This is a genomic window from Pseudomonas sp. NUPR-002 (assembly GCF_056322725.1).
Genome location: NZ_CM150476.1, coordinates 5,359,764 through 5,379,028 on the forward strand (window position 1 = coordinate 5,359,764; position 19,265 = coordinate 5,379,028).

At 60.7% G+C, this 19,265-nt stretch carries 22 protein-coding genes, 1 pseudogene and 1 riboswitch; of the genes and pseudogenes, 11 read left to right on the forward strand and 12 right to left on the reverse strand.

The genetic code is table 11. The annotated features are described in order from the left end of the window. Positions 1-32 precede the first annotated feature (32 nt). A riboswitch (yybP-ykoY riboswitch) is annotated at positions 33-154 on the forward strand. Positions 155-241: 87 nt separating this feature from the next. Beyond that, entirely contained in the window at positions 242-829 is a 588-nt protein-coding gene (locus tag ACVWSC_RS24745; protein WP_010225776.1) for a TMEM165/GDT1 family protein, read from the forward strand. Between the two features lie 86 nt (positions 830-915). Here the strand turns inward: ACVWSC_RS24745 and ACVWSC_RS24750 are convergent, their stop codons facing one another. Beyond that, the gene (locus tag ACVWSC_RS24750; protein ID WP_442109720.1) at positions 916-1,731 is read right to left on the reverse strand and encodes a M48 family metallopeptidase; all 816 of its coding nucleotides are present in this window, start codon (positions 1,729-1,731) and stop codon (positions 916-918) included. Between the two features lie 1,246 nt (positions 1,732-2,977). Between ACVWSC_RS24750 and ACVWSC_RS24755 the strand changes: the two are divergent. Together ACVWSC_RS24755 and ACVWSC_RS24760 are read left to right on the forward strand one after the other, a co-directional pair. Continuing rightward, a pseudogene (locus ACVWSC_RS24755) lies at positions 2,978-3,172 on the forward strand (HAMP domain-containing protein); the annotation flags it as partial. Between the two features lie 111 nt (positions 3,173-3,283). Further along, positions 3,284-4,027 carry a methyl-accepting chemotaxis protein gene (locus ACVWSC_RS24760; RefSeq protein WP_442114368.1) on the forward strand — a complete coding sequence of 248 codons (744 nt, stop codon included), beginning with the start codon at positions 3,284-3,286 and terminating at the stop codon, positions 4,025-4,027. A 42-nt stretch (positions 4,028-4,069) separates the two neighbouring features. Here ACVWSC_RS24760 and ACVWSC_RS24765 read toward each other — a convergent pair whose 3' ends face one another. The 3 genes from ACVWSC_RS24765 to ACVWSC_RS24775 are packed head-to-tail and all read right to left on the reverse strand — an operon-like array spanning position 4,070 to position 5,149. Beyond that, the gene (locus ACVWSC_RS24765; protein ID WP_442109722.1) at positions 4,070-4,693 is read right to left on the reverse strand and encodes an SOS response-associated peptidase; all 624 of its coding nucleotides are present in this window, start codon (positions 4,691-4,693) and stop codon (positions 4,070-4,072) included. 13 nt (positions 4,694-4,706) lie between these two features. Further along, a complete protein-coding gene (locus ACVWSC_RS24770) occupies positions 4,707-4,967 on the reverse strand; it encodes a putative signal transducing protein (RefSeq protein ID WP_442109724.1) in 261 nt (86 codons plus the stop codon). Then, positions 4,967-5,149, reverse strand: coding sequence for a CPXCG motif-containing cysteine-rich protein (locus tag ACVWSC_RS24775; RefSeq protein ID WP_134064296.1), 183 nt, complete (start codon positions 5,147-5,149; stop codon positions 4,967-4,969). Before ACVWSC_RS24775 ends, ACVWSC_RS24770 begins: the two co-directional genes overlap by 1 nt. A 121-nt stretch (positions 5,150-5,270) precedes the next feature. Between ACVWSC_RS24775 and ACVWSC_RS24780 the strand changes: the two genes are divergently transcribed. Beyond that, on the forward strand, positions 5,271-6,437 hold the full coding sequence (locus tag ACVWSC_RS24780; RefSeq protein WP_442109726.1) for a 1-acyl-sn-glycerol-3-phosphate acyltransferase: 1,167 nt from the start codon (positions 5,271-5,273) through the stop codon (positions 6,435-6,437). Positions 6,438-6,509: 72 nt separating this feature from the next. Here the strand turns inward: ACVWSC_RS24780 and ACVWSC_RS24785 are convergent, their stop codons facing one another. Further along, entirely contained in the window at positions 6,510-6,770 is a 261-nt protein-coding gene (locus ACVWSC_RS24785) for a hypothetical protein (RefSeq protein WP_133212023.1), read from the reverse strand. A gap of 149 nt (positions 6,771-6,919) precedes the next feature. Beyond that, complete coding sequence (locus ACVWSC_RS24790) at positions 6,920-7,504, reverse strand: YajG family lipoprotein (protein WP_442109729.1); 585 nt, start codon at positions 7,502-7,504, stop codon at positions 6,920-6,922. Positions 7,505-7,680: 176 nt separating this feature from the next. Between ACVWSC_RS24790 and ACVWSC_RS24795 the strand changes: the two genes are divergently transcribed. Both ACVWSC_RS24795 and mqo read left to right on the forward strand, forming a co-directional pair. Next, positions 7,681-7,914, forward strand: coding sequence for a hypothetical protein (locus tag ACVWSC_RS24795; protein ID WP_442109731.1), 234 nt, complete (start codon positions 7,681-7,683; stop codon positions 7,912-7,914). Between the two features lie 606 nt (positions 7,915-8,520). Continuing rightward, positions 8,521-10,026 (forward strand): malate dehydrogenase (quinone), encoded by a 1,506-nt coding sequence (mqo, locus tag ACVWSC_RS24800; protein ID WP_442109733.1) that lies wholly within the window; start codon positions 8,521-8,523, stop codon positions 10,024-10,026. A gap of 53 nt (positions 10,027-10,079) precedes the next feature. Here mqo and ACVWSC_RS24805 read toward each other — a convergent pair whose 3' ends face one another. From ACVWSC_RS24805 to ACVWSC_RS24820, 4 genes are all read right to left on the reverse strand, one after another. After that, positions 10,080-10,367, reverse strand: coding sequence for a PA4642 family protein (locus ACVWSC_RS24805; RefSeq protein WP_133212031.1), 288 nt, complete (start codon positions 10,365-10,367; stop codon positions 10,080-10,082). Positions 10,368-10,437: 70 nt separating this feature from the next. Next, positions 10,438-10,905: a hypothetical protein gene (locus ACVWSC_RS24810; protein ID WP_442109735.1), complete on the reverse strand. Its 468-nt coding sequence runs from the start codon at positions 10,903-10,905 to the stop codon at positions 10,438-10,440. 114 nt (positions 10,906-11,019) lie between these two features. Next, a complete protein-coding gene (locus ACVWSC_RS24815) occupies positions 11,020-11,490 on the reverse strand; it encodes a WbuC family cupin fold metalloprotein (protein ID WP_442109737.1) in 471 nt (156 codons plus the stop codon). 4 nt (positions 11,491-11,494) lie between these two features. Then, positions 11,495-12,052 carry a hypoxanthine-guanine phosphoribosyltransferase gene (locus ACVWSC_RS24820; RefSeq protein ID WP_442109739.1) on the reverse strand — a complete coding sequence of 186 codons (558 nt, stop codon included), beginning with the start codon at positions 12,050-12,052 and terminating at the stop codon, positions 11,495-11,497. A 163-nt stretch (positions 12,053-12,215) separates the two neighbouring features. On the opposite strand from ACVWSC_RS24820, the gene upp reads away from it, so the two are divergent. Further along, positions 12,216-12,854, forward strand: coding sequence for a uracil phosphoribosyltransferase (gene upp / locus ACVWSC_RS24825; protein WP_403044306.1), 639 nt, complete (start codon positions 12,216-12,218; stop codon positions 12,852-12,854). A 2-nt stretch (positions 12,855-12,856) separates the two neighbouring features. Further along, positions 12,857-14,119: a uracil-xanthine permease family protein gene (locus tag ACVWSC_RS24830; protein ID WP_442109741.1), complete on the forward strand. Its 1,263-nt coding sequence runs from the start codon at positions 12,857-12,859 to the stop codon at positions 14,117-14,119. Between the two features lie 66 nt (positions 14,120-14,185). On the opposite strand, the gene hemH is transcribed toward ACVWSC_RS24830, so the two are convergent. Together hemH and ACVWSC_RS24840 are read right to left on the reverse strand one after the other, a co-directional pair. Then, positions 14,186-15,199: a ferrochelatase gene (hemH, locus tag ACVWSC_RS24835; RefSeq protein ID WP_442109743.1), complete on the reverse strand. Its 1,014-nt coding sequence runs from the start codon at positions 15,197-15,199 to the stop codon at positions 14,186-14,188. A 13-nt stretch (positions 15,200-15,212) separates the two neighbouring features. After that, positions 15,213-16,118, reverse strand: a complete 906-nt coding sequence (locus tag ACVWSC_RS24840) for a TIGR01777 family oxidoreductase (protein WP_442109745.1) — start codon at positions 16,116-16,118, stop codon at positions 15,213-15,215. A gap of 186 nt (positions 16,119-16,304) precedes the next feature. Here ACVWSC_RS24840 and ACVWSC_RS24845 point away from each other — a divergent pair, with 186 nt between their 5' ends. The 3 genes from ACVWSC_RS24845 (at position 16,305) to ACVWSC_RS24855 (ending at position 19,264) form a co-directional block, all read left to right on the forward strand. After that, positions 16,305-17,291 (forward strand): NAD(P)/FAD-dependent oxidoreductase, encoded by a 987-nt coding sequence (locus tag ACVWSC_RS24845; RefSeq protein WP_442109747.1) that lies wholly within the window; start codon positions 16,305-16,307, stop codon positions 17,289-17,291. Between the two features lie 118 nt (positions 17,292-17,409). After that, entirely contained in the window at positions 17,410-18,378 is a 969-nt protein-coding gene (locus ACVWSC_RS24850) for a YbgA family protein (protein ID WP_442109749.1), read from the forward strand. Next, positions 18,368-19,264 carry a MerR family transcriptional regulator gene (locus ACVWSC_RS24855; protein ID WP_442109751.1) on the forward strand — a complete coding sequence of 299 codons (897 nt, stop codon included), beginning with the start codon at positions 18,368-18,370 and terminating at the stop codon, positions 19,262-19,264. Before ACVWSC_RS24850 ends, ACVWSC_RS24855 begins: the two co-directional genes overlap by 11 nt. The last annotated feature ends 1 nt before the right edge of the window (position 19,265 follow it).

The following is a 19,265-nucleotide window of genomic DNA, read 5'->3' on the forward strand; positions in this document are numbered from 1 at the left end:
GGCTTGCCGAAACGGATTTGCCTAGGCAGAATCCGCTCCGTCCTAGGGGAGTAGTCTCCCGCGAGCACCCAGCTCGCCCGGTACGCGTCAACATACTTGGTCCACAGACCATGGCGCGTGCGACCCACGGTCCGCACAGACGGACCCAGGGTTTGACAAGACCTATGACACGCACACCTTACCCGGGGCGGGAAGGTAGTACGTGTCATAGCCGTGTCGACCCGCCCCCGTAGGAATCCTGATGCTGGAATCATTACTCGTCCCGACCGCAATCGTCGCCCTCGCCGAAATTGGCGACAAGACCCAATTGCTCGCGCTCATTCTCGCCGCCCGCTTTCGCAAGCCTTGGCCAATCATTGCCGGCATCATCGCCGCGACCCTGGCCAACCATGCTGCCGCTGGTGCTGTGGGTGCCTGGGTCAGTACCTTCTTCTCTGCAGCTACCCTGCACTGGATCCTGGCTGCAAGCTTTGCTGCCACGGCCCTGTGGACACTGATCCCGGACAAAATGGACGATGACGAGGCCAGCACGGCACGGCGCTTTGGCCCGTTCCTGACGACGCTGATAGCATTTTTCATTGCCGAGATCGGCGACAAGACCCAAGTCGCAACGGTGATGCTGGCAGCCCAGTACCCGCATTTGATCATGGTAATTATCGGCACCACCCTGGGCATGTTGATTGCCAACGTGCCGGTGGTATTGGCGGGCAACTTCGCCGCCGAGAAACTGCCGCTGACCCTGATTCGTCGCCTGGCTTCGGCGGCGTTCTTCGTACTGGCGGCTGTGGCTGTTTATTCGGCCATGCAAGTCAGCGGCTGGATAGGCTGAATGCAGTTTGTAGGAGCGGGCTTGCCCCGCGATAGCGCTGTGTCAGTCACATCGCTATCGCGGGGCAAGCCCGCTCCTACACAGGGTTACTTTTTGGCGTTTTCGTACAGCGGCATGACTTTCGGAATCGCCGCCCGCAACGAAGCCTGACGGCTGTCAGAGGCCGGGTGCGTGCTCATGAACTCTGGCTGCGAACCACCGGATGCGGCCGCCATTTTGTCCCACAGGGTGATCGCCGCGTTCGGGTTGTAGCCGGCACGCGCGGCCAGCTCCAGGCCAATCAAGTCGGCTTCGTTCTCGTTGGCGCGGCTGTTGGGCAAGGTCATGCCGTACTGCACCACGGTGTCAGCCAGGGCCATGCTGTCCTGGCCCAGGCCCAACAAGGCACCGGCGCCCTGACGGGCCATCTCGATACCATAAGCCTTGGACATCGCTTCACGACCGTGCTCACGCAGGGCGTGGGCGATTTCATGGCCCATGACCGCAGCGATCTCGTCATCAGTCAGCTTGAGCTTGTCGATCAGCCCGGTGTAGAAAAAGATCTTGCCGCCAGGGCCACAGTTGGCGTTGAGCTCGTCGCTCTTGATCAGGTTGACCTCCCAGTTCCACTGCGCGGCATCCGGACGGAACTGCGGCGCCTGGGCAATCAGCCGGTCCGCAATCACGCGAATCCGCTTGGCATCAGCACTGGTCTTGTCGAGCACGCCTTTGCTCGACGCTTCGCCCACGGTTTGCTGATACGACTGGGCATACATCTGGTTGACCTCATCGGTCGACAGCATGCTGAACATATATTGCTTACGCTCGACACCCACGGCACCGCCGCTGGTGGTGTTCACGGCCTGGCATCCGGCGAGCAGTACGCTGGCACTCAGGGCGCTGACAACTAGTAACTTACGCATGAAAACACTCCATTCGAACATGCCGCGTATCCTAGGCCGACTCGAGTGAGCCCGCTACACCCTGAACGAAGATTTCTCCAGACGGCGCTCATGCTTTGTCGCGCCCGCGCCGATAACGCAAGGCAGACGCCTTTTATTGTGGTTGGAGTCCTTCATGAAGTTCAGGTCGATCCAGTTTTCCGTTGCGGCCCTGGCTGGCGCTATTGTCTTGAGTATAGTTGCCGCCCTGGTGCTCTACGCCGTGTATTCCGGCCAGCGCACTCAGGAGCTGGTGCAGACCCGCACCCAGCAACAGTTCGAGGCGGTGATCGAACAGCGCCTGAGCGCCCTGGCCCGGACCCAGGTCAGTGAAATCCAGCGCGGCCTGGAAGCGCCTCTACTGATCGCCCGCGGACTGGCCACCAGCAACGCAATGCTGGGCATGCAGGACGCCAACGGCAGTCCGCTGCTGAAAATCGAACGTGAACAACTGATCGCGCTGCTCAAGCAGACCGCCGTGACCAACCCGCTGATCCTCGGCACTTACCTGGGCTGGGAAGCCAACGCGCTGGACCATGAGGACAGCCGCTTCATAGGGACCTCCATCACCGGTATCGACAGCACCACTGGGCGTTTCCTGCCCTGGTGGTTTCGCAATGATGACGGCAGCCTTGGCCTGGACAAGCTTGCCGACGTCAACGATCAAACCATCCTCGCCACCGGTGTACGTGCCAGCGAGTACTACCTGTGCCCACGCGAGTCGAAGAAGGCCTGTGTCATCGACCCCGCACCTTACAAGGTAGGCGACAAGGTGGTGATGCTCGCCTCCTTCGTCGAACCGATCCTGATCGACGGCCAGTTCCAGGGGATCGCCGGTGCCGACTTGTCGGTGAACTTCATCCAGGAACTGCTCAACACCGCCGACCAGCAACTGTATGAGGGCGCCGGTGAACTGGCACTGGTGTCCGGCAACGGTCGCCTGGTTGCCTTTACCAAAGACCCGAGCAAGTTCGGCGAAAAGGCCAGCGATGTACTTGATGGCGGCGTCGCAACCACCCTCAGCCAGCTCAAAGGCGAGAACCTGCGTTATCAGGTGAACAACGACGCCGGACGCATCGAGCTGTATCTGCCGTTCAAAATCGGCAATACCGATGCCCGCTGGACCCTGCTGCTGGAGTTGCCACTGAGCGCCGTGATGGCCGACGTCAACCAGTTGCAGAACGAACTCAGTGCGCAACGCAGCACCGACCTCACCGGCATGACCCTGATGGGCCTGGCCATCGCCGCCCTCGGCCTGCTGGTGATCTGGCTGCTGGCCCACGGCATTGCCCGGCCGCTGCGCCAGATGGTGGCCATGCTCGATGACATCGCTCAGGGCGAAGGTGACCTGACTCGGCGCCTGAGCAGCGACCGTGCCGATGAACTGGGCTCGATCGCCAAAGGCTTCAACACCTTCCTGGCCAAGCTGCAGGCGATGATCAGCCAGGTGGTGGCCTCAGTGCAGAAAGTCAGTGACTCCTCGGAGCACACCGCCGACATCGCGATCCGCACCAACCAGGGCGTGCACAAGCAAATGGCCGAAATCGACCTGGTGGCCACTGCGGTGCATGAAATGACCGCCACTGCGCAAGACGTTGCGCGCAACGCCACCCATGCCGCTCAGGCCGCCAGCAATGCCGATCAGGCCGCCCATCAGGGCCTGCAGATCGTGCGCAGTACTTCGCACTCGATCAGCGCCCTGGCCGAAGAAATTGGCCGCGCCGTGGGCGTGGTGCAGAACCTCGCCCGCGACAGCGAGAACATCAACGCGATTCTGATCGCCATTCGCGCCATTGCCGAGCAAACCAACCTGCTGGCACTCAACGCCGCGATCGAAGCCGCACGCGCGGGTGAACAAGGCCGCGGCTTTGCCGTGGTGGCCGACGAAGTGCGCAACCTGGCGCAGAAAACCCAGCAAGCGACCGAAGAAATTCAGCAGATGATTCAGCAACTGCAGCAGGGCACCCGCGATGTCGTGCGGGTCATGGAAGACAGCCAGGGCAAGACCGATGACAGCGTGCAGCAGGCCGCACGCGCTGCCGAGGCGCTGGAAAGCATCACTCAGGCGGTGTCGGTGATCAATGACATGAACACCCAGATTGCCAGCGCAGCGGAAGAGCAAAGCGCCGTCGCCGAAGACATCAACCGCAATGTCATCAACATTGGTCAGGTGGCCAACGAGGTGGCCGGTGGGGCTGATGAGTCGAGTAACGCCAGTGCCGAACTGACCAAGCTGGCCGAGCAACAGCGGCGCCTGATCAATCAGTTCAGGGTGTAATCATCGCGGAGCCGGTGGGAGCGGGCTTGCCCCGCGATGCATTCAAGCCGGCGTCAAACACTCCGGCCCATTGAGTTTGGGGTCATTGACGAAGTTGGCCAGCACCCGCTCGCGCAACGTCGCCTGGCTGCTGGCCAGCAGCTCATGCAGGCGCGCCATCGGTGTCTCAGGGTCCAGCCAGGCCGCCTGCCCTGCGGCATTGAGAATCAACGGCCGACGCTGGTCCATTGCCGCCTGGGTAACCACTGCCGTACTCAGCCAGACCTGATCCTGCACCGGGTACGCTTCCCAGATTGCCGCAAAGAACAACGACGAACCTTCTCCCGGGGTCAGCCAGTAAGGCCGTTTGCGCACGTTGCCTCGCCACTCGTAAAAGCCGTTGGCCGGCATCAGGCAGCGACGCAGGCGCAATGCCTCACGAAACATCGGTTGTTCGGCCAGGGTCTCGGCGCGGGCATGGGCGGGTGTGCGCGACAAGTCCGTCAGCCAGGCCGGGGTCAATCCCCAGCGGGCGCGCGCCAAAGTCATCTGGCCCTGCTCAAGCTGACGCTGGATCAGTACAGAGGCACCCGGGGAAATATTCCATTGAGCCTGTTGGTCGGGTGGAAACCCCGGCAGTGCAGCAAAGGCCGGAGACCAGCGAAACAGCGCGTAACGTCCACACATGGGAGATAAAAACCTAGCAAATCAGGGTGCCCGGAATGTGCTCCGGTTCGTCGCCAGCCAATGGCTGGGCTGCATTGTACGCGGCGATCAGCTGGCGTGCGTACTCGGCCTGTTCATCGGCAACCGCCAGCCCCAGCAGGCCCTGCATCGGCAAGTCGCCCATCGCCCCCATCAGGTCACGGCCAACCAGGTGAACCTGAATACCTTCACTGTCGAGCATGCCGATCAGCATTTCGGCCTCCAGCAGGCTTTCCGGCTCATAGATTCGCTGCATCAGTCATTCTCACCGTAAACGTCGAGCATCCACTCTTCTCCGTGCACCTGCAGCACAAACCTGATGGGTTTGCAGCAGACCTGGCAGTCCTCGATGTATTCCTGATCACCGCCAGAGAGGTCCACCGTGGTCTCGACTTCTTCACCACAATAAGGGCAATCGTAGAACGCAGTTTCCAGCATCGCGGCCTCCGCAGTGACTTATGCGTATAATTGCCGGTCTATTTACCGGACCTGAGCGTGTTCGAGCCGTTTTTCGAAACCCGGCCCTACCTATTACCCTAGCCGTTTCCAACAAGAGAGCATGATGGGCGAATTCGATGCCATCCGACCGTACGACGACGCTGAGGTCCCTGCCGTTCTGGCACGCCTGCTCAGCGACCCGGCATTCCTCGATATCCTCACCCACTTCCGCTTCCCGCGCATGGCCGGTGCTTTCGGTTGGCTGCTAAAGCCCTTGATCGCCCGTCGCCTGCGCAAAGAGTTTGCGGGTGTCAGCTGCGTGTCGACCCTGCAGGACAAAGTCGAGTATTACGTTGACCATACCATTGAGCGAGCCACCGACGGCGTGACCTACACCGGCGTCGAGCAGCTCAAGTCCGGCACCGCCTACCTGTTTCTGGCCAACCACCGTGACATCGTCATGGACCCTGCGTTCGTCAACTACGCGGTGTACCACGCCGGCCTGCCGACGCCGCGGATCGCCATCGGCGACAACCTGCTGCAAAAGCCGTTCGTCAGCGACATGATGCGCTTGAACAAGAGCTTCATCGTCCACCGCTCGATCAGCGGCCGCCGCGAGAAGTTGGCGGCTTACCAATTGCTTTCGGCCTATATCAACCATTCGATCCGCAACGACGGTCAGTCGATCTGGATTGCCCAGGCTGAAGGCCGCGCCAAGGATGGCGACGATCGCACCGATTCGGCAATCCTGAAGATGTTCCATATGAGCCGTAAGGATGAGCCCTTCGGTGCGGTGATTCAGTCTCTGCACCTGAGCCCGGTGTCGATCAGCTATGAGTACGACCCCTGCGATCAGGCCAAGGCGCGCGAGCTGTACATCCGCGCTACCACCGGCAGCTACACTAAAGCGCCCGGTGAAGACGACATCAGCATCGCCCAGGGCATCACTGGCTATAAGGGGCGTGTGCACATCAACTTCGCGCCACCGGTAACGGCGTTCTTTGAAGACACCAAACAGTTGGCAGCGGAGATCGATCGGCAAATTCTGGGGGGCTACCGGTTGTTCCCGGTGCACTACCTGGCGTATGCGCAGTGGGCTGATGCAGATCCGGCGCTGGAGGTGCCAGCGGCGGCCAAGGTGTTCCCGGCCGACGAACTGGCCCGGGCCCAGGCAGAATGGCAACGTCGCCTGGATGCCTGCCCGGCTGAGCAGCGGCCATACCTGGTGCAGCAGTATGCGACGCCAGTGCGTAATCAGTATCGGGTCAAGGCGGGGTTGGCGCTTTAAAACATCGCGGGGCAAGTCGGGTCGCCGCACCGCCGCTCCCACAGTGGGAGCGGGCTTGCCCCGCGAATCAATTCAAACCCAGGTACTGAACCAGGACAACAGCAGCGCCAGCGCCAGGAAGGCAAAGCCCAGAATGTAGTAAAAGCGGTTGATACGCTGGGTCATACCATCGACCACCGCTTCATCGCTTGGCGCCCCGGCCAGCGCTTGCGCTTCACGCCGCCGGGCGCTGTGCAACAACAGGCCACCGGGGCAGGTAATCACCAGCGCCAACAGGTTGATCAGCTTGGCCGGATGGGCAGCGATCAGCCCCCAAAGCATTTGCAACGACATTACAGAACCTCGAAGTCATAACTGCGGGCATTCTACCCAAGCAGCGCTGCAACTCCTGACCTTTTCGACCAAATGTAGGAGCGGGCTTGTCCCGCGATGCGATATATCAGACAGATCGCAATCGCGGGGCAAGCCCGCTCCCACCAGAATTACTCGCCGAGGATCTGGCCGATGGCCTGGTCCTTGAACAGACGGGTCAGGGCGTCGCTCAGTACATCACCCACCAGCTTGGTGTTGGTTTCCTGGTTTGGCGCCATGCCAAAGCGCTGGTCCAGCGAGGCGCCGTAACGGCCGCTGTAACGGCGGTTGGCGTTGGAGACGTCGGCCTTGAAGGTCGCACCGATAGTGGCTTCGGTCACGTACATGCCTTCTTTAGGCGACTGGTACTTCAGTTCGGCCAGGGTCACGGTCAGCTGAGGGGCGTTGTAGGCGTTTGGCGACGGCGTGAAGCCCAGCAGGCGCACCGCTGCCTCAGCCTGAGCCTGCAGCTTAGGCAAGACGTCGTTGCTGGTGACAGTGATAGCGCTGGTTTCAGGGTACAGGCCACCGCGTGTGCCCAGGGTTTGTGAAGCACGGCCATCGACCACCTTGACCACCACCGGTTGACCATGGCCGACCGGCGCCAGCTGGGCGGTGAGTTTGGGTTGCGGGCTGAGTTGTTGCGGGCTGTGGGCACAACCGACCAGGGTCAGACTGGTCACCGCGATCAAACCGAACAACAAACGTTGCAACATGCTCATCTCTCCAGAATAGGCAGCAAAGGCCGCCAGTATAACCAGCAGGGCGTAGCCCAGCCATCGCTGTGCCATTAACGAATAAGACAGACGCACGTGCTGTCGGTTCGCTGTCACAATCGATTCATCACCTGGCGATTATTCTGGCGCCCAGAACACGCCTAGAGGAAAACATCATGTCCGGTTTCTGGACTTCACTGTTCGCCCGCCAGCCAATGCGCAGCTTCGCCCGGCTCGACGCCCAAGGGCACTGCCTGGCGTTCAAGCAATGCGCCACGCTGCCGAGTGCTGGCAATTGGGTAGAAATCAACGAAATTCGCCTGGCCTGGCTCAATCGCCCATTGCCTGCCAACGCCCGGGTTTGCCCCCTTCCCCGCCGCAACTGGGTACAACGCAGCCTGACCGCCTGAACCGTGCATCAATAAAAGTCGTTAATAAAGATCATTTCTGCCCGAGACATCGTTATAATCTCCCCCCGATTATAAGGACGTCTCCTGATCGGGCCTCGCAGCACCGCCAATGTTCATCATCGGCATCCTCCGCACCGCCCACAGAGAGCCTTCCACACAGGTCTTGCACCAGCCAGTGTGCCTGCTCCATTGCGGCCCTCTGCTCTGCCTGAACCTGCCCGGCCTGCCATCGCGCAGACCATTTTGAGGTTCACGACTCCAAAAGAGCGTGAAAAAACGGGTTTTCACAACTTCACGAGAGTGTGGCGAGCAATGAACAGTCTGGCATGTGCAAAAGCACCTAAAGTGTCCCGAACAGCCCTGAACAGCTGGCAACAGTGCTCATCCAGGATGAGTGCCTGAGGCCGGTCCATAACGCACGACGGACACCTTGACCATAAGTCGAATTGCCGCACCGGCCGTAAAATGCGTTCATAGGCAACGCAAAGCCCGGTTGGCGGTGTCCGCTGAAGTTGCAAAAACTGCGAAATATCGGACATGGCGATCCTGGCCAAGCCAGGGATCCTATGCTGTCAATTTGGTGCTGTAGATTTTGGAGACGCGTTAATGGCGCAGAACGAAGCAGTCGATGTAGTACTGGTAGGGGCAGGCATCATGAGTGCCACCCTGGCCGTACTGCTCAAGGAACTCGACCCGGCAATCAAGCTGGAAGTCGTCGAGTTGATGGATTCGGGTGCCGCGGAAAGTTCCAACCCGTGGAACAACGCCGGGACCGGCCATGCCGGGCTGTGTGAACTGAACTACACGCCGCAGGCCGCCGACGGCAGCATCGACATCAAGAAAGCGGTCCACATCAACACCCAGTTCGAGGTGTCCCGGCAGTTCTGGGCCTACCTGAGCAAAAAAGGTGCGTTCAGCTCGCCACGGGCGTTCATCAACCCGGTGCCACACCTGAGCTACGTCGAAGGCGAAAAGGGCGTCAGCTTCCTGAAGAAGCGCTTCGAGCTGCTCAAGCAGCACCATGCCTTCGCCGAAATGGAATACACCGAAGACAAATCGGTGATGAACGAGTGGATGCCGCTGATGATGCCGGGTCGCCCTGCCGACCAGACAATCGCCGCCACCCGCGTCATGAAAGGCACCGACGTTAACTTCGGCGCCTTGACCAACAAGTTGCTCAAGCACCTGGCCAGCGCGCCGGATGTCCAGGTCAAGTACTGCAAGCGCGTGACCGGCCTGCGCCGTAACGGCAGCGGCTGGACCGTCAGCATCAAAGACGTCAACAGCGGCAGCAGCCGTGAAGTCGACGCTCGCTTCGTGTTCCTCGGCGCCGGTGGCGCGGCACTGCCGCTGCTGCAGCAATCGGGCATCGAAGAAAGCAAAGGCTTTGGCGGCTTCCCGGTCAGCGGCCAGTGGCTGCGCTGCGACAACCCTGAAGTGGTGAAGAAGCACCAGGCCAAGGTGTACAGCCAGGCTGCGGTAGGCTCGCCACCGATGTCGGTGCCGCACCTGGACACCCGCGTTGTCGATGGCAAAACCTCGCTGTTGTTCGGCCCGTACGCCGGCTTCACCACCAAGTTCCTCAAGCACGGCTCGTTCATGGACCTGCCGCTGTCGGTACGCATGGGCAACATTGGCCCGATGCTCGCCGTAGCCCGCGACAACATGGACCTGACCAAGTACCTGGTCAGCGAAGTGATGCAGTCGATGGAGCAACGTCTGGACTCGCTGCGCCGCTTCTACCCTGAAGCGAAAGCCGAGGACTGGCGCCTGGAAGTGGCTGGTCAGCGTGTGCAGATCATCAAGAAAGACCCGAAAAAAGGCGGCATCCTGCAGTTCGGTACCGAACTGGTAGCGGCCAAAGACGGCACACTGGCTGCGCTGTTGGGCGCCTCCCCGGGTGCTTCGGTGACGGTATCGATCATGCTTGAGCTGATCGAGCGCTGCTTCCCCGAGCAAACCAAGGGTGCCTGGGCAGCCAAGCTCAAGGAAATCTTCCCAGCCCGGGAAAAGGTCCTGGCCGCCGACGCTGCGCTGTATCACAAGATCAGCGCACACAACGACGAGGTCCTGGGCCTGGTCGAAAACAGCCCGGCGCAGCACTACGCGTAACGCGCCGGCATAAAAAAACGCCCTTCGGGGCGTTTTTTTATGCGTGCTGTAAATCAGCCACGTGCCTTGTCGATGATCTCGATGTACTCGGCCGCGTTGCGCTGATCGCGAATCTGATCGACGAAGGTCTTGCCGTGTTCGTCTTTGCCGTCAACGTCCAGCCCGGCTTCGACGAAGAAACCGACAAAACGCTCGAAGTCATCGATGCGCAGGCCACGGTAGGCCTTGATCAGCTTGTGCAGCGAAGGTGAAGTGGCATCCGCCGGTTCGAACTGCAGGAAGGATTTGACGTACTCGTCACTGATCTCATCCCCAATCACTTGCTTCTTGTCTTTACGCATTGCCGACTCCAACTGAACCATCACGGACATTTTCACGGGCGGGCAGTTTACCCTCGCCCAGCACTGGCGCTCAACGCGCGCGTACGGTTCCGGTATGCAGATCGGCCCAGACATGACCATTGGCGTAGCTGAGGAACTGTACGTACACGGTGTTATTGCGTAGCAGGTCGAGAATGACCGGGTATTGGCTGCTTGGATAGTTCAGGCTCAGGACCTTGCGCTTGTCATCGTACACCGGCTTTTTCAGGCTCTTGCTCTCGGCATCGAAACTGATCACCACCTGACTGATCGTCGCCCCTTTGCTCAGAGGCTTGCCTTTCAGGCGCAGGAGCAACGGTGATGTCACCGGAATCGGCTGCTGGTTGGACTGACGCTGATTGCCCACCACCACGGAGTAATCGGTAACCTGAAGCAGCTGCTGGGCCTCGTGAGCCTCTTGGCGCAGCGCCAGGTCATCGGGGGGCAGGAACTGGCTGTGCAAGGGCGCAGCAGCCAAAGGCATGCTCAACAGCAGAAGAAGGGGAACGATTGCGCGCATGACAGGCTCCTTAAGGCGGCCTGGCACTGTAGCACGTTGTAGGAGCGGGCTTGCCCCGCGATGCAGTGTCACAGGCGAACCGCAATCGCGTGGCAAGCCCGCTCCCACCGGCGGCTAGAACTGCGCGCGCATCCAGGCTTGATAGGCGGCCACCCCAGGCTCGCCTTCACGCGGCGCCCAACTGGCCAGCTCACCCTCACCCACCGGACGATAAGGACCAGACTTGCATTCGAACATCATGCTGTCGGCTTCCAGCACCACCAGGCCATGAAAAGTCCCTGGCGCCAGATCGACCCCCAGGCAATCACCCCCGGCTTCCAGCACGCGCTTGTCCATAACCGCACCAGACTCATCAAAGATCAGCAACCCAAGCTTTCCGCGCAGCACGATCAGGCACTCGGCCTTGTCTGCCGAGAGGTGCCGGTGCGGCGGGATGTAAGTTGATGGCTGGAGCCCCACCGCCATACGGTGACAGGGCTCCTGCATGTCATGGAAATTATGGTGCTGGCGACCGCGCGGGTTGGCTGCTGCCTTGCTGGCCAGCTCGGTAAACAACGCTTGGTCGAGAAATCCGGGCTGGCGCATAGGATTAGAGCCCTTTGACCGCGTAGATGCCATTGGCGTTGCGCCAGTAGCCCTTGTAGTCCATGCCATAGCCGAATACATAGCGGTCAACACAGCTCAGGCCACAGAAGTCGGCCTTGAGCTCTGCGCTGGCCTTGCGATCATGGTCTTTGTCGATCAGCACGGCAGTGTGCACGGCACGGGCACCGGCATGTTTGCAGAAGTCGATGATCGCGCTGAGGGTGTGGCCTTCGTCGAGGATGTCGTCAATGATCAGCACATCACGGTCGATGAACGAAACTTCCGGCTTGGCTTTCCAGAACAAATCGCCACCGCTGGTCTGATTGCGATAGCGGGTAGCGTGCAGGTAGGAAGACTCCAGCGGGAACTGCAGGTGAGTGAGCAGCTTGCCCGCGAAAATCAGGCCACCGTTCATCACACAGAACACCACCGGGTTGCTGTCGGCGAGTACTTCGCTGATCTGGGCGCCAACACGGGCGATGGCGGCCTCTACTTCGGCTTCGTTGTACAGGCAGTCAGCCTCTCGCATGACTTGACGGATATGCTCGAGATCAGCGGACATGGCGCTCTCCAGGGGGCTGCAAATAAGAAAAGCGGGCAAAGGTACGCATCCGCAGGCGTCAGATCAAGCATTTATGGACTAACGTCCAGAATGCCTATAGGACACACACGGCTGAATAGATTAATCTACCGCGGTTTTTTTGCCCGCCCCCGGAGCTTTCCCTATGCCTACCCGTGAGATCCGCCATCCGCTGATCCGTCATAAGCTCGGCCTGATGCGCCGCGCTGATATCAGCACCAAGAATTTCCGCGAACTCGCCCAAGAAGTCGGCACGCTCCTGACCTACGAGGCCACCAAAGACCTGCCCCTCGAAACTTACGAGATCGAAGGCTGGTGCGGTAAGGTCCAGGTCGAGAAAATCGCCGGTAAGAAAATTACTGTAGTACCGATTCTGCGTGCCGGCATCGGCATGCTCGACGGTGTGCTCAGCCTGATTCCTGGCGCCAAGGTCAGTGCTGTGGGTGTTGCCCGCAACGAGGAAACCCTCGAAGCCCATACCTACCTGGAAAAACTCGCACCGGAAATCGACGAACGTCTGGCGTTGATCATCGACCCGATGCTGGCCACTGGCGGCTCGATGGTCGCCACTATCGACCTGCTGAAGAAAGCCGGCTGCAAAGATATCCGCGCGATGGTACTGGTTGCCGCGCCGGAAGGTATTGCCGTGGTCGAGAAAGCGCACCCGGACGTGCAGATCTATACCGCGTCGATTGACGAGCGCCTGAACGAACACGGCTACATCATTCCGGGCCTGGGCGATGCCGGCGACAAGATTTTCGGCACCAAGCAGAAGGACGCCTGAACATGCAGGATGAGTTCAACGACCCGCTTTGGCGTCAGGTCGTCTCTGGCGCGCAGATGCTCTTTGTAGCCTTCGGCGCGCTGGTACTGATGCCGTTGATCACCGGCCTCGACCCGAACGTCGCGCTGTTCACCGCGGGCTTGGGAACTCTGCTGTTCCAGATCGTCACCGGCCGCCAGGTTCCGGTGTTCCTTGCTTCGAGTTTCGCCTTCATCACCCCGATCATTCTCGCCAAAGGCCAGTTCGGCCTGGCCGAGACCATGGGCGGGGTGATGGCTGCCGGCTTCGTCTACACCTTCCTCGGCCTTGCCGTGAAGATCAAAGGCACCGGTTTTATCGACCGCCTGCTGCCACCGGTAGTGATTGGCCCGGTGATCATTTCGATCGGCCTGGCAATGGCACCGATTGCCGCCAACATGGCAATGGGCAAGGCCGGTGACGGCACCGAGCTGCTGCCTTATGGCACCGCGATGATGATCTCGATGCCGGCGCTGCTCACCACGCTGATCGTCGCCGTGTTCGGCAAGGGCATCTTCCGCCTGGTACCGATCATCGCTGGCGTGCTGGTTGGCTTTGGCTTGTCGTTCTATTTTGGCGTGGTCGATACCGCCAAGATCGCCGCTGCGCCATGGCTGGCCCTGCCGCATTTCACGGCACCGGCGTTCAACTGGCAAGCGATCCTGTTCATCGTGCCTGTGGCCCTGGCACCTGCTATCGAGCATATCGGTGGCGTAATCGCCGTGGGCAGCGTGACGGGCCGGGATTACCTGAAAAAGCCTGGCCTGCACCGCACGCTGCTGGGTGATGGCATCGCCACCACCACTGCCGGCCTGTTCGGTGGCCCGCCCAACACCACCTACGCGGAAGTGACCGGCGCGGTGATGCTGACCAAGAACTACAACCCGAAGATCATGACCTGGGCGGCGATTTTCGCCATTACCCTGGCATTCATCGGCAAGTTCGGTGCTTTGCTGCAGAGTATTCCGGTGCCGGTAATGGGCGGGATTCTGTGCTTGCTATTCGGCTCGATCGCAGCGGTAGGCATGAACACCATGATTCGCCACAAGATTGACCTGGGCGAAGCGCGCAACCTGGTGATTGTCTCGGTCACGCTGGTATTCGGTATCGGCGGTGTGCTGGTCGGTACCGGTACCGGCCCAGATGACTGGGGCCTGAAAGGCATCGCGCTGTGTGCCATTGTTGCGATCATACTGAACCTGCTGTTGCCGGGTAACGACGGCTGGAAGAACAAGGTTCAGGATTGAATGTATCGCGGGGCAAGCCCGCTCCCACCTGGACTGTGGGAGCGGGCTTGCCCCGCGATCACCCTCTCAAATCTTCTCGCACATACCCTTCAACGCCTGCACCCACTGCGGATGATCATTCAGGCACGGCACCAGCACCAACTCCTCCCCGCCTGCCGCCACGAACTGCTCGCGCCCGCGATCGCCGATTTCCTCCAGCGTCTCGATGCAGTCGGCAACAAACGCCGGGCACATCACCATGAGCTTTTTCACACCTGACTGCCCCAGCTCGTCCAGACGGGTTTCAGTGTAGGGCTCGATCCATTTCGCCCGTCCAAGGCGCGACTGGAACGACACCGACCACTTGCCATCAGGGATGCCCATTTTTTTCGCGAACGCCTGGGCTGTGCGCAAGCATTGGCCGCGATAGCACACGGCAAGCATCTCGGGCGAGGAATCCCGGCAGCAGTCTTGCGCCTGGAAATCATGGGTCCCGGTCGGGTCGAGTTTTTTCAGATGCCGCTCAGGCAAACCATGGAAGCTCAGCAACAGGTGGTCGTAATCCTGTTCGAGATAAGGCCGCGCACTTTCCACCAGGGCGTCGATGTACTCCGGCCGGTCATAAAACGGCTGCAGCACCGCCAACTCCAGCGGCAATTGCTGCTGCGCCAGCACCTGTTTGGCTTGCTCGACCACGGTAGTCACTGTGCTATCGGCGAACTGTGGATAAAGCGGTGCCAAGGTAACTTTACGCACACCCTGTGCGGCCAGACGCTGCAGCACGGTCGGCAATGACGGCTCACCATAGCGCATGGCGATTTCCACCGGCCCGTGTTGCCAATGCTCACGCATGGCCGCCTGCAAACGCCGAGTCAGCACCACCAGCGGCGAGCCTTCATCCCACCAGATCGAGGCGTAAGCATGGGCCGACTGCTCGGGACGCTTGATCAGAATCAGCGAAACCAGCAGGCGGCGCACCGGCCAAGGCAGGTCGATAACGTAAGGATCCATCAGAAACTGATTCAGGTAACGGCGTACATCGGCCACCGAAGTGGAAGCCGGCGAACCCAGGTTGACCAGCAGCAGAGCGTGATCGGTCATGCAACGTCCTAGTTCAGAGGCGCCTGGACAAGTCATCCAGCGCCGATTGCAAATCATTGAAACGGAAAGTGAAACCCGCAGCAAGCAAGCGCACCGGCCGTGCCCGCTGGCCACCCAGCAGCAGCGTAGACAGCTCGCCCAACCCGGTCTTGAGCACCAATGCCGGCAGCGGCATGAGTGCAGGACGGTGCAGGGCGCGCCCCAGACGCTTGGCAAACTCGCTATTGCGCACCGGCTCAGGGGCGCAGGCATTATAAGGACCGCTGGCGTCCTTGTGCTGCAAGAGAAAATCAATCAAGGCGATCTGGTCATCTATATGAACCCATGGCATCCACTGCCGGCCATCGCCGATCGGCCCGCCCAGCCCCAACTTGAACGGTAAACGCAGGCGCGACAAAAAGCCGCCCTCACTGGAAAGCACCAACCCCGTACGCACCAGCACCACACGCACCCCCAAGGCTTGTGCCTGCTGGGCGGTTTCCTCCCAGGCAATGCACAACTGGCTGGCAAAGTCCTCTTTCACCGGTTGCGAGGCTTCGGTCAATTCGCGCTCGCCTCCGTCACCGTACCAGCCAACCGCAGAACCGGAGATCAGCACTTCAGGGCGCTGCTGACGACGCTCAAGCCATGCCAGCAACTGTTCGGTGAGGGTGATGCGGCTACCCCACAGCACGGCACGGCGCCGACTCGTCCAGGGGCGATCAGCAATCGGTGCGCCCGCGAGATTGATCACCGCATCGACCGGTTCATCCTCGCCCAATGCGTCAAGGCGGGCGATACCGCGAACACCCGTCCCACACAATTTCCCCACCTGCTCAGGGCGCCGACTCCAGACCGTCAGACGGTGCCCCTGCTTCAACCAATGCTGGCAAAGTTGTTGACCTATCAAACCCGTACCGCCGGTCAGCAATATATGCATGGCTGTGTCCTCACATGGCGCACCCTGGTCTATTTTTAAGATCAAGGCACTTTTTTGACCGCACGCTCTCGGATAAACATAGGTCAACCTACAGCAGCTAACGGAAGCATCTTATACGCATCTAATAAGTTGTACAGGTTTGACCGACAGCGTAGTCTGTAACCAGCCAGGTTCGAAGAGGCCATCATGACTGTACCTATCGCGATCATCGGGGCCGGCATTGCCGGCCTGTCAGCAGCCCAGGCGTTGCAAAAAGCCGGGCAGGCCGTGCATTTGTTCGACAAAGGACACGGCAGCGGTGGTCGCATGGCCAGTAAGCGCAGCGATGCCGGCGCCCTGGATCTGGGCGCGCAATACTTCACTGCCCGCGACCGGCGTTTTGTCGACCAGGTCCAGCAATGGGTCGCGGCCGGCTGGGTCGCCGAGTGGAAGCCGCAGCTCTACAACTACCAGAACGGTGTGTTGAGCCCATCGCCGGACGAACAAACCCGCTGGGTCGGCGTGCCACGCATGAGCGCGATTACCCGTGGCTTGCTCAAAGACCTGACCGTCAATTTCACCTGCCGGATCGCCGAAGTGTTTCGTGGCAAACACTACTGGCACCTCCAGGACACCGATGGCTGCAGCCATGGCCCCTACAGCCGGGTCATCGTCGCGGTGCCTGCGCCGCAGGCCACGCAGTTGCTGGCCGCGACCCCCAAGCTTGCGGCAACCGCTGCGAGCGTGCAGATGGACCCCACCTGGGCCATCGCCCTGGCCTTCGATACACCGCTGGATACCCCCATGCAGGGCTGCTTTGTGCAAGACAGCTCGCTCGACTGGCTGGCGTGCAACCGCAGCAAGCCCGGGCGTGACGAACACATGGACACCTGGGTACTGCATGCCACCTCCAGCTGGAGCAAACAGCACATCGATCTGAGCAAAGAGGCGGTGATCGAACAGCTCTGGGGGGACTTTGCCGAACTGGTCGGCTGCGTCGTGCCGGCACCGACCTTCTCCCTCGCCCATCGCTGGCTGTACGCCCGTCCGGCCAGCAACCATGAATGGGGCGCCTTGGCCGATGCCGACCTGGGCCTCTATGCCTGCGGCGACTGGTGCCTGTCCGGACGCGTCGAAGGCGCCTGGCTCAGCGGCCAGGAAGCGGCGCGGCGGTTGCTCGAACACCTGGAGTGAGCGCAGCTTTCGGTTTCTAGCGGCCTAGTCCTGTACAAGTTTATTGACTTGTACAAGATGCCTCTTATGATAGTCATGTACATCTATTTTCTTTGTACAAGATTATTTGGAGCTCGCCATGGATTCCTCCCCCGCCATTCGCAAGCCCAGAATCGCTGTCAGTGCCTGCCTGCTCGGTGCCGAAGTACGCTACAACGGCGGGCATAAGGCCTCTCGCCTGTGCAACGCGCTACTCAGTCAACACGTCGATTTCGTCCCGGTATGCCCAGAAGTCGCCATCGGCCTCGGGGTGCCTCGCGCGCCGATCCGCTTGATCGGCGATCCCGCTGCCCCGCATGCCGTGGGCACGCATGACCCGGCGCTCGACCTCTCCGGCCCGCTACGTGCCTATGGACAGCAAATGGCTGCCGACCTCACAGACATCAGCGGCTACATCTTCATGCAGAAATCCCCCTCGTGCGGGCTGGAGCGGGTCAAGGTCTACAGATCCAACGGCAGTCCCACTCATGAGGGCGGCCGGGGCCTGTACGCTGCAGCCTTTTGCCAGCAACGCCCCGACTTGCCGGTCGAAGAAGAAGGACGCCTGTGCGACCCGGTACTGCGGGAAAATTTCATCGGTCGGGTCTACGCCTACGCCGACTGGCAACAGCTGCTGGCGCAAGGGCTCAGCCGTGGCGCGTTGATCGCCTTTCATGCCCGCTACAAATACCAATTGATGGCCAACAACCCGCAGCAGTACAAAGTCCTGGGCAAACTGCTGGGCAGCATGACCCGCGACGACGACCCGCAGGTGCTGGGTCCGCGCTACTTCAGCCAACTCATGGCGGCGTTGCGGCGCTGCGCCAGCCGCGGTAATCACAGCAATGTTCTGCTGCACCTGAGTGGCTACCTGCGCGATGCACTGAGCTGCGAAGACCGGCAAGAGATGCGTCAGCTGATCAACCAGTACCACGCCGGTATCGTGCCGCTGGTGGTCCCCCTGACCCTGCTCAAACACCATTTGCGCAGCCACCCGGATGCGTACCTGCTGCAACAGGTCTACCTGCAACCGCATCCGGAAAGCCTGAGCCTGCGCAATGCAATCTGAGCAGCTGTTGCCGATTCGTGAGGTTACCCAGCAGACCGGCGTCAATCCGGTCACCCTGCGTGCCTGGGAGCGGCGCTATGGCCTGATCGTCCCGCAGCGCAGCGGCAAGGGCCACCGGCTGTACAGCCACGAAGATGTTCAGCGCATTCGCAACATCCTGCACTGGCTGAACCTCGGCGTTGCGGTGGGCCAGGTCAAAGACCTGCTCGACAGCGCCCCCAGCGAAGCCCCGCCAGCGCCAGACAACGAATGGTCACTGCTGCGCCAGCAGATGATCGAAGCCATCGCAAACCTCGCCGAACCCCGCCTTGAGCAAAAACTTAACCAGGCGATGGCGCTTTACCCCGCCACCACACTGTGTGAACAGCTGTTGCTGCCGTTGCTGAGCGCCCTGGAACTGCGTTGGCAGCAACAGTTCGCGGCACGCCTTGAACAAGTGTTTTTCTATTCGTGGCTGCGCAGCAAGCTGGGCGCCAGGGTTTACCACAACAACCATCAACTCAGCGGCTCACCGCTGCTGCTGGTGAACGGCACACACCTGGCCTTCGACCCGCACTTGTGGCTCTGCGCCTGGCTGGTGAGCGATGCCGGCTGCCAGGTGCACGTGCTGGACTGGGTACCCCCGGCCAATGAACTGGCGATCGCCGTGGCACGCCTGCAACCACGGGCCTTGCTGCTGTGCCTTGGCCAAACCGTCAACCTGCGCCAGCTGCAACGTAGCCTGGCCAGCGTCGATATTCCAAAACTCCTGAGTGGCAACGCCATCAGCATTCACCGGGACGCTCTTCAAGCGGGCTCAGACCCTGATCTGCACCTGTTCGATAGCCCTGTTGACGTGCTTAACGGCCTGCAGCGTTTGCGCCTGTTGCAAGCGCGACTGCCATGAC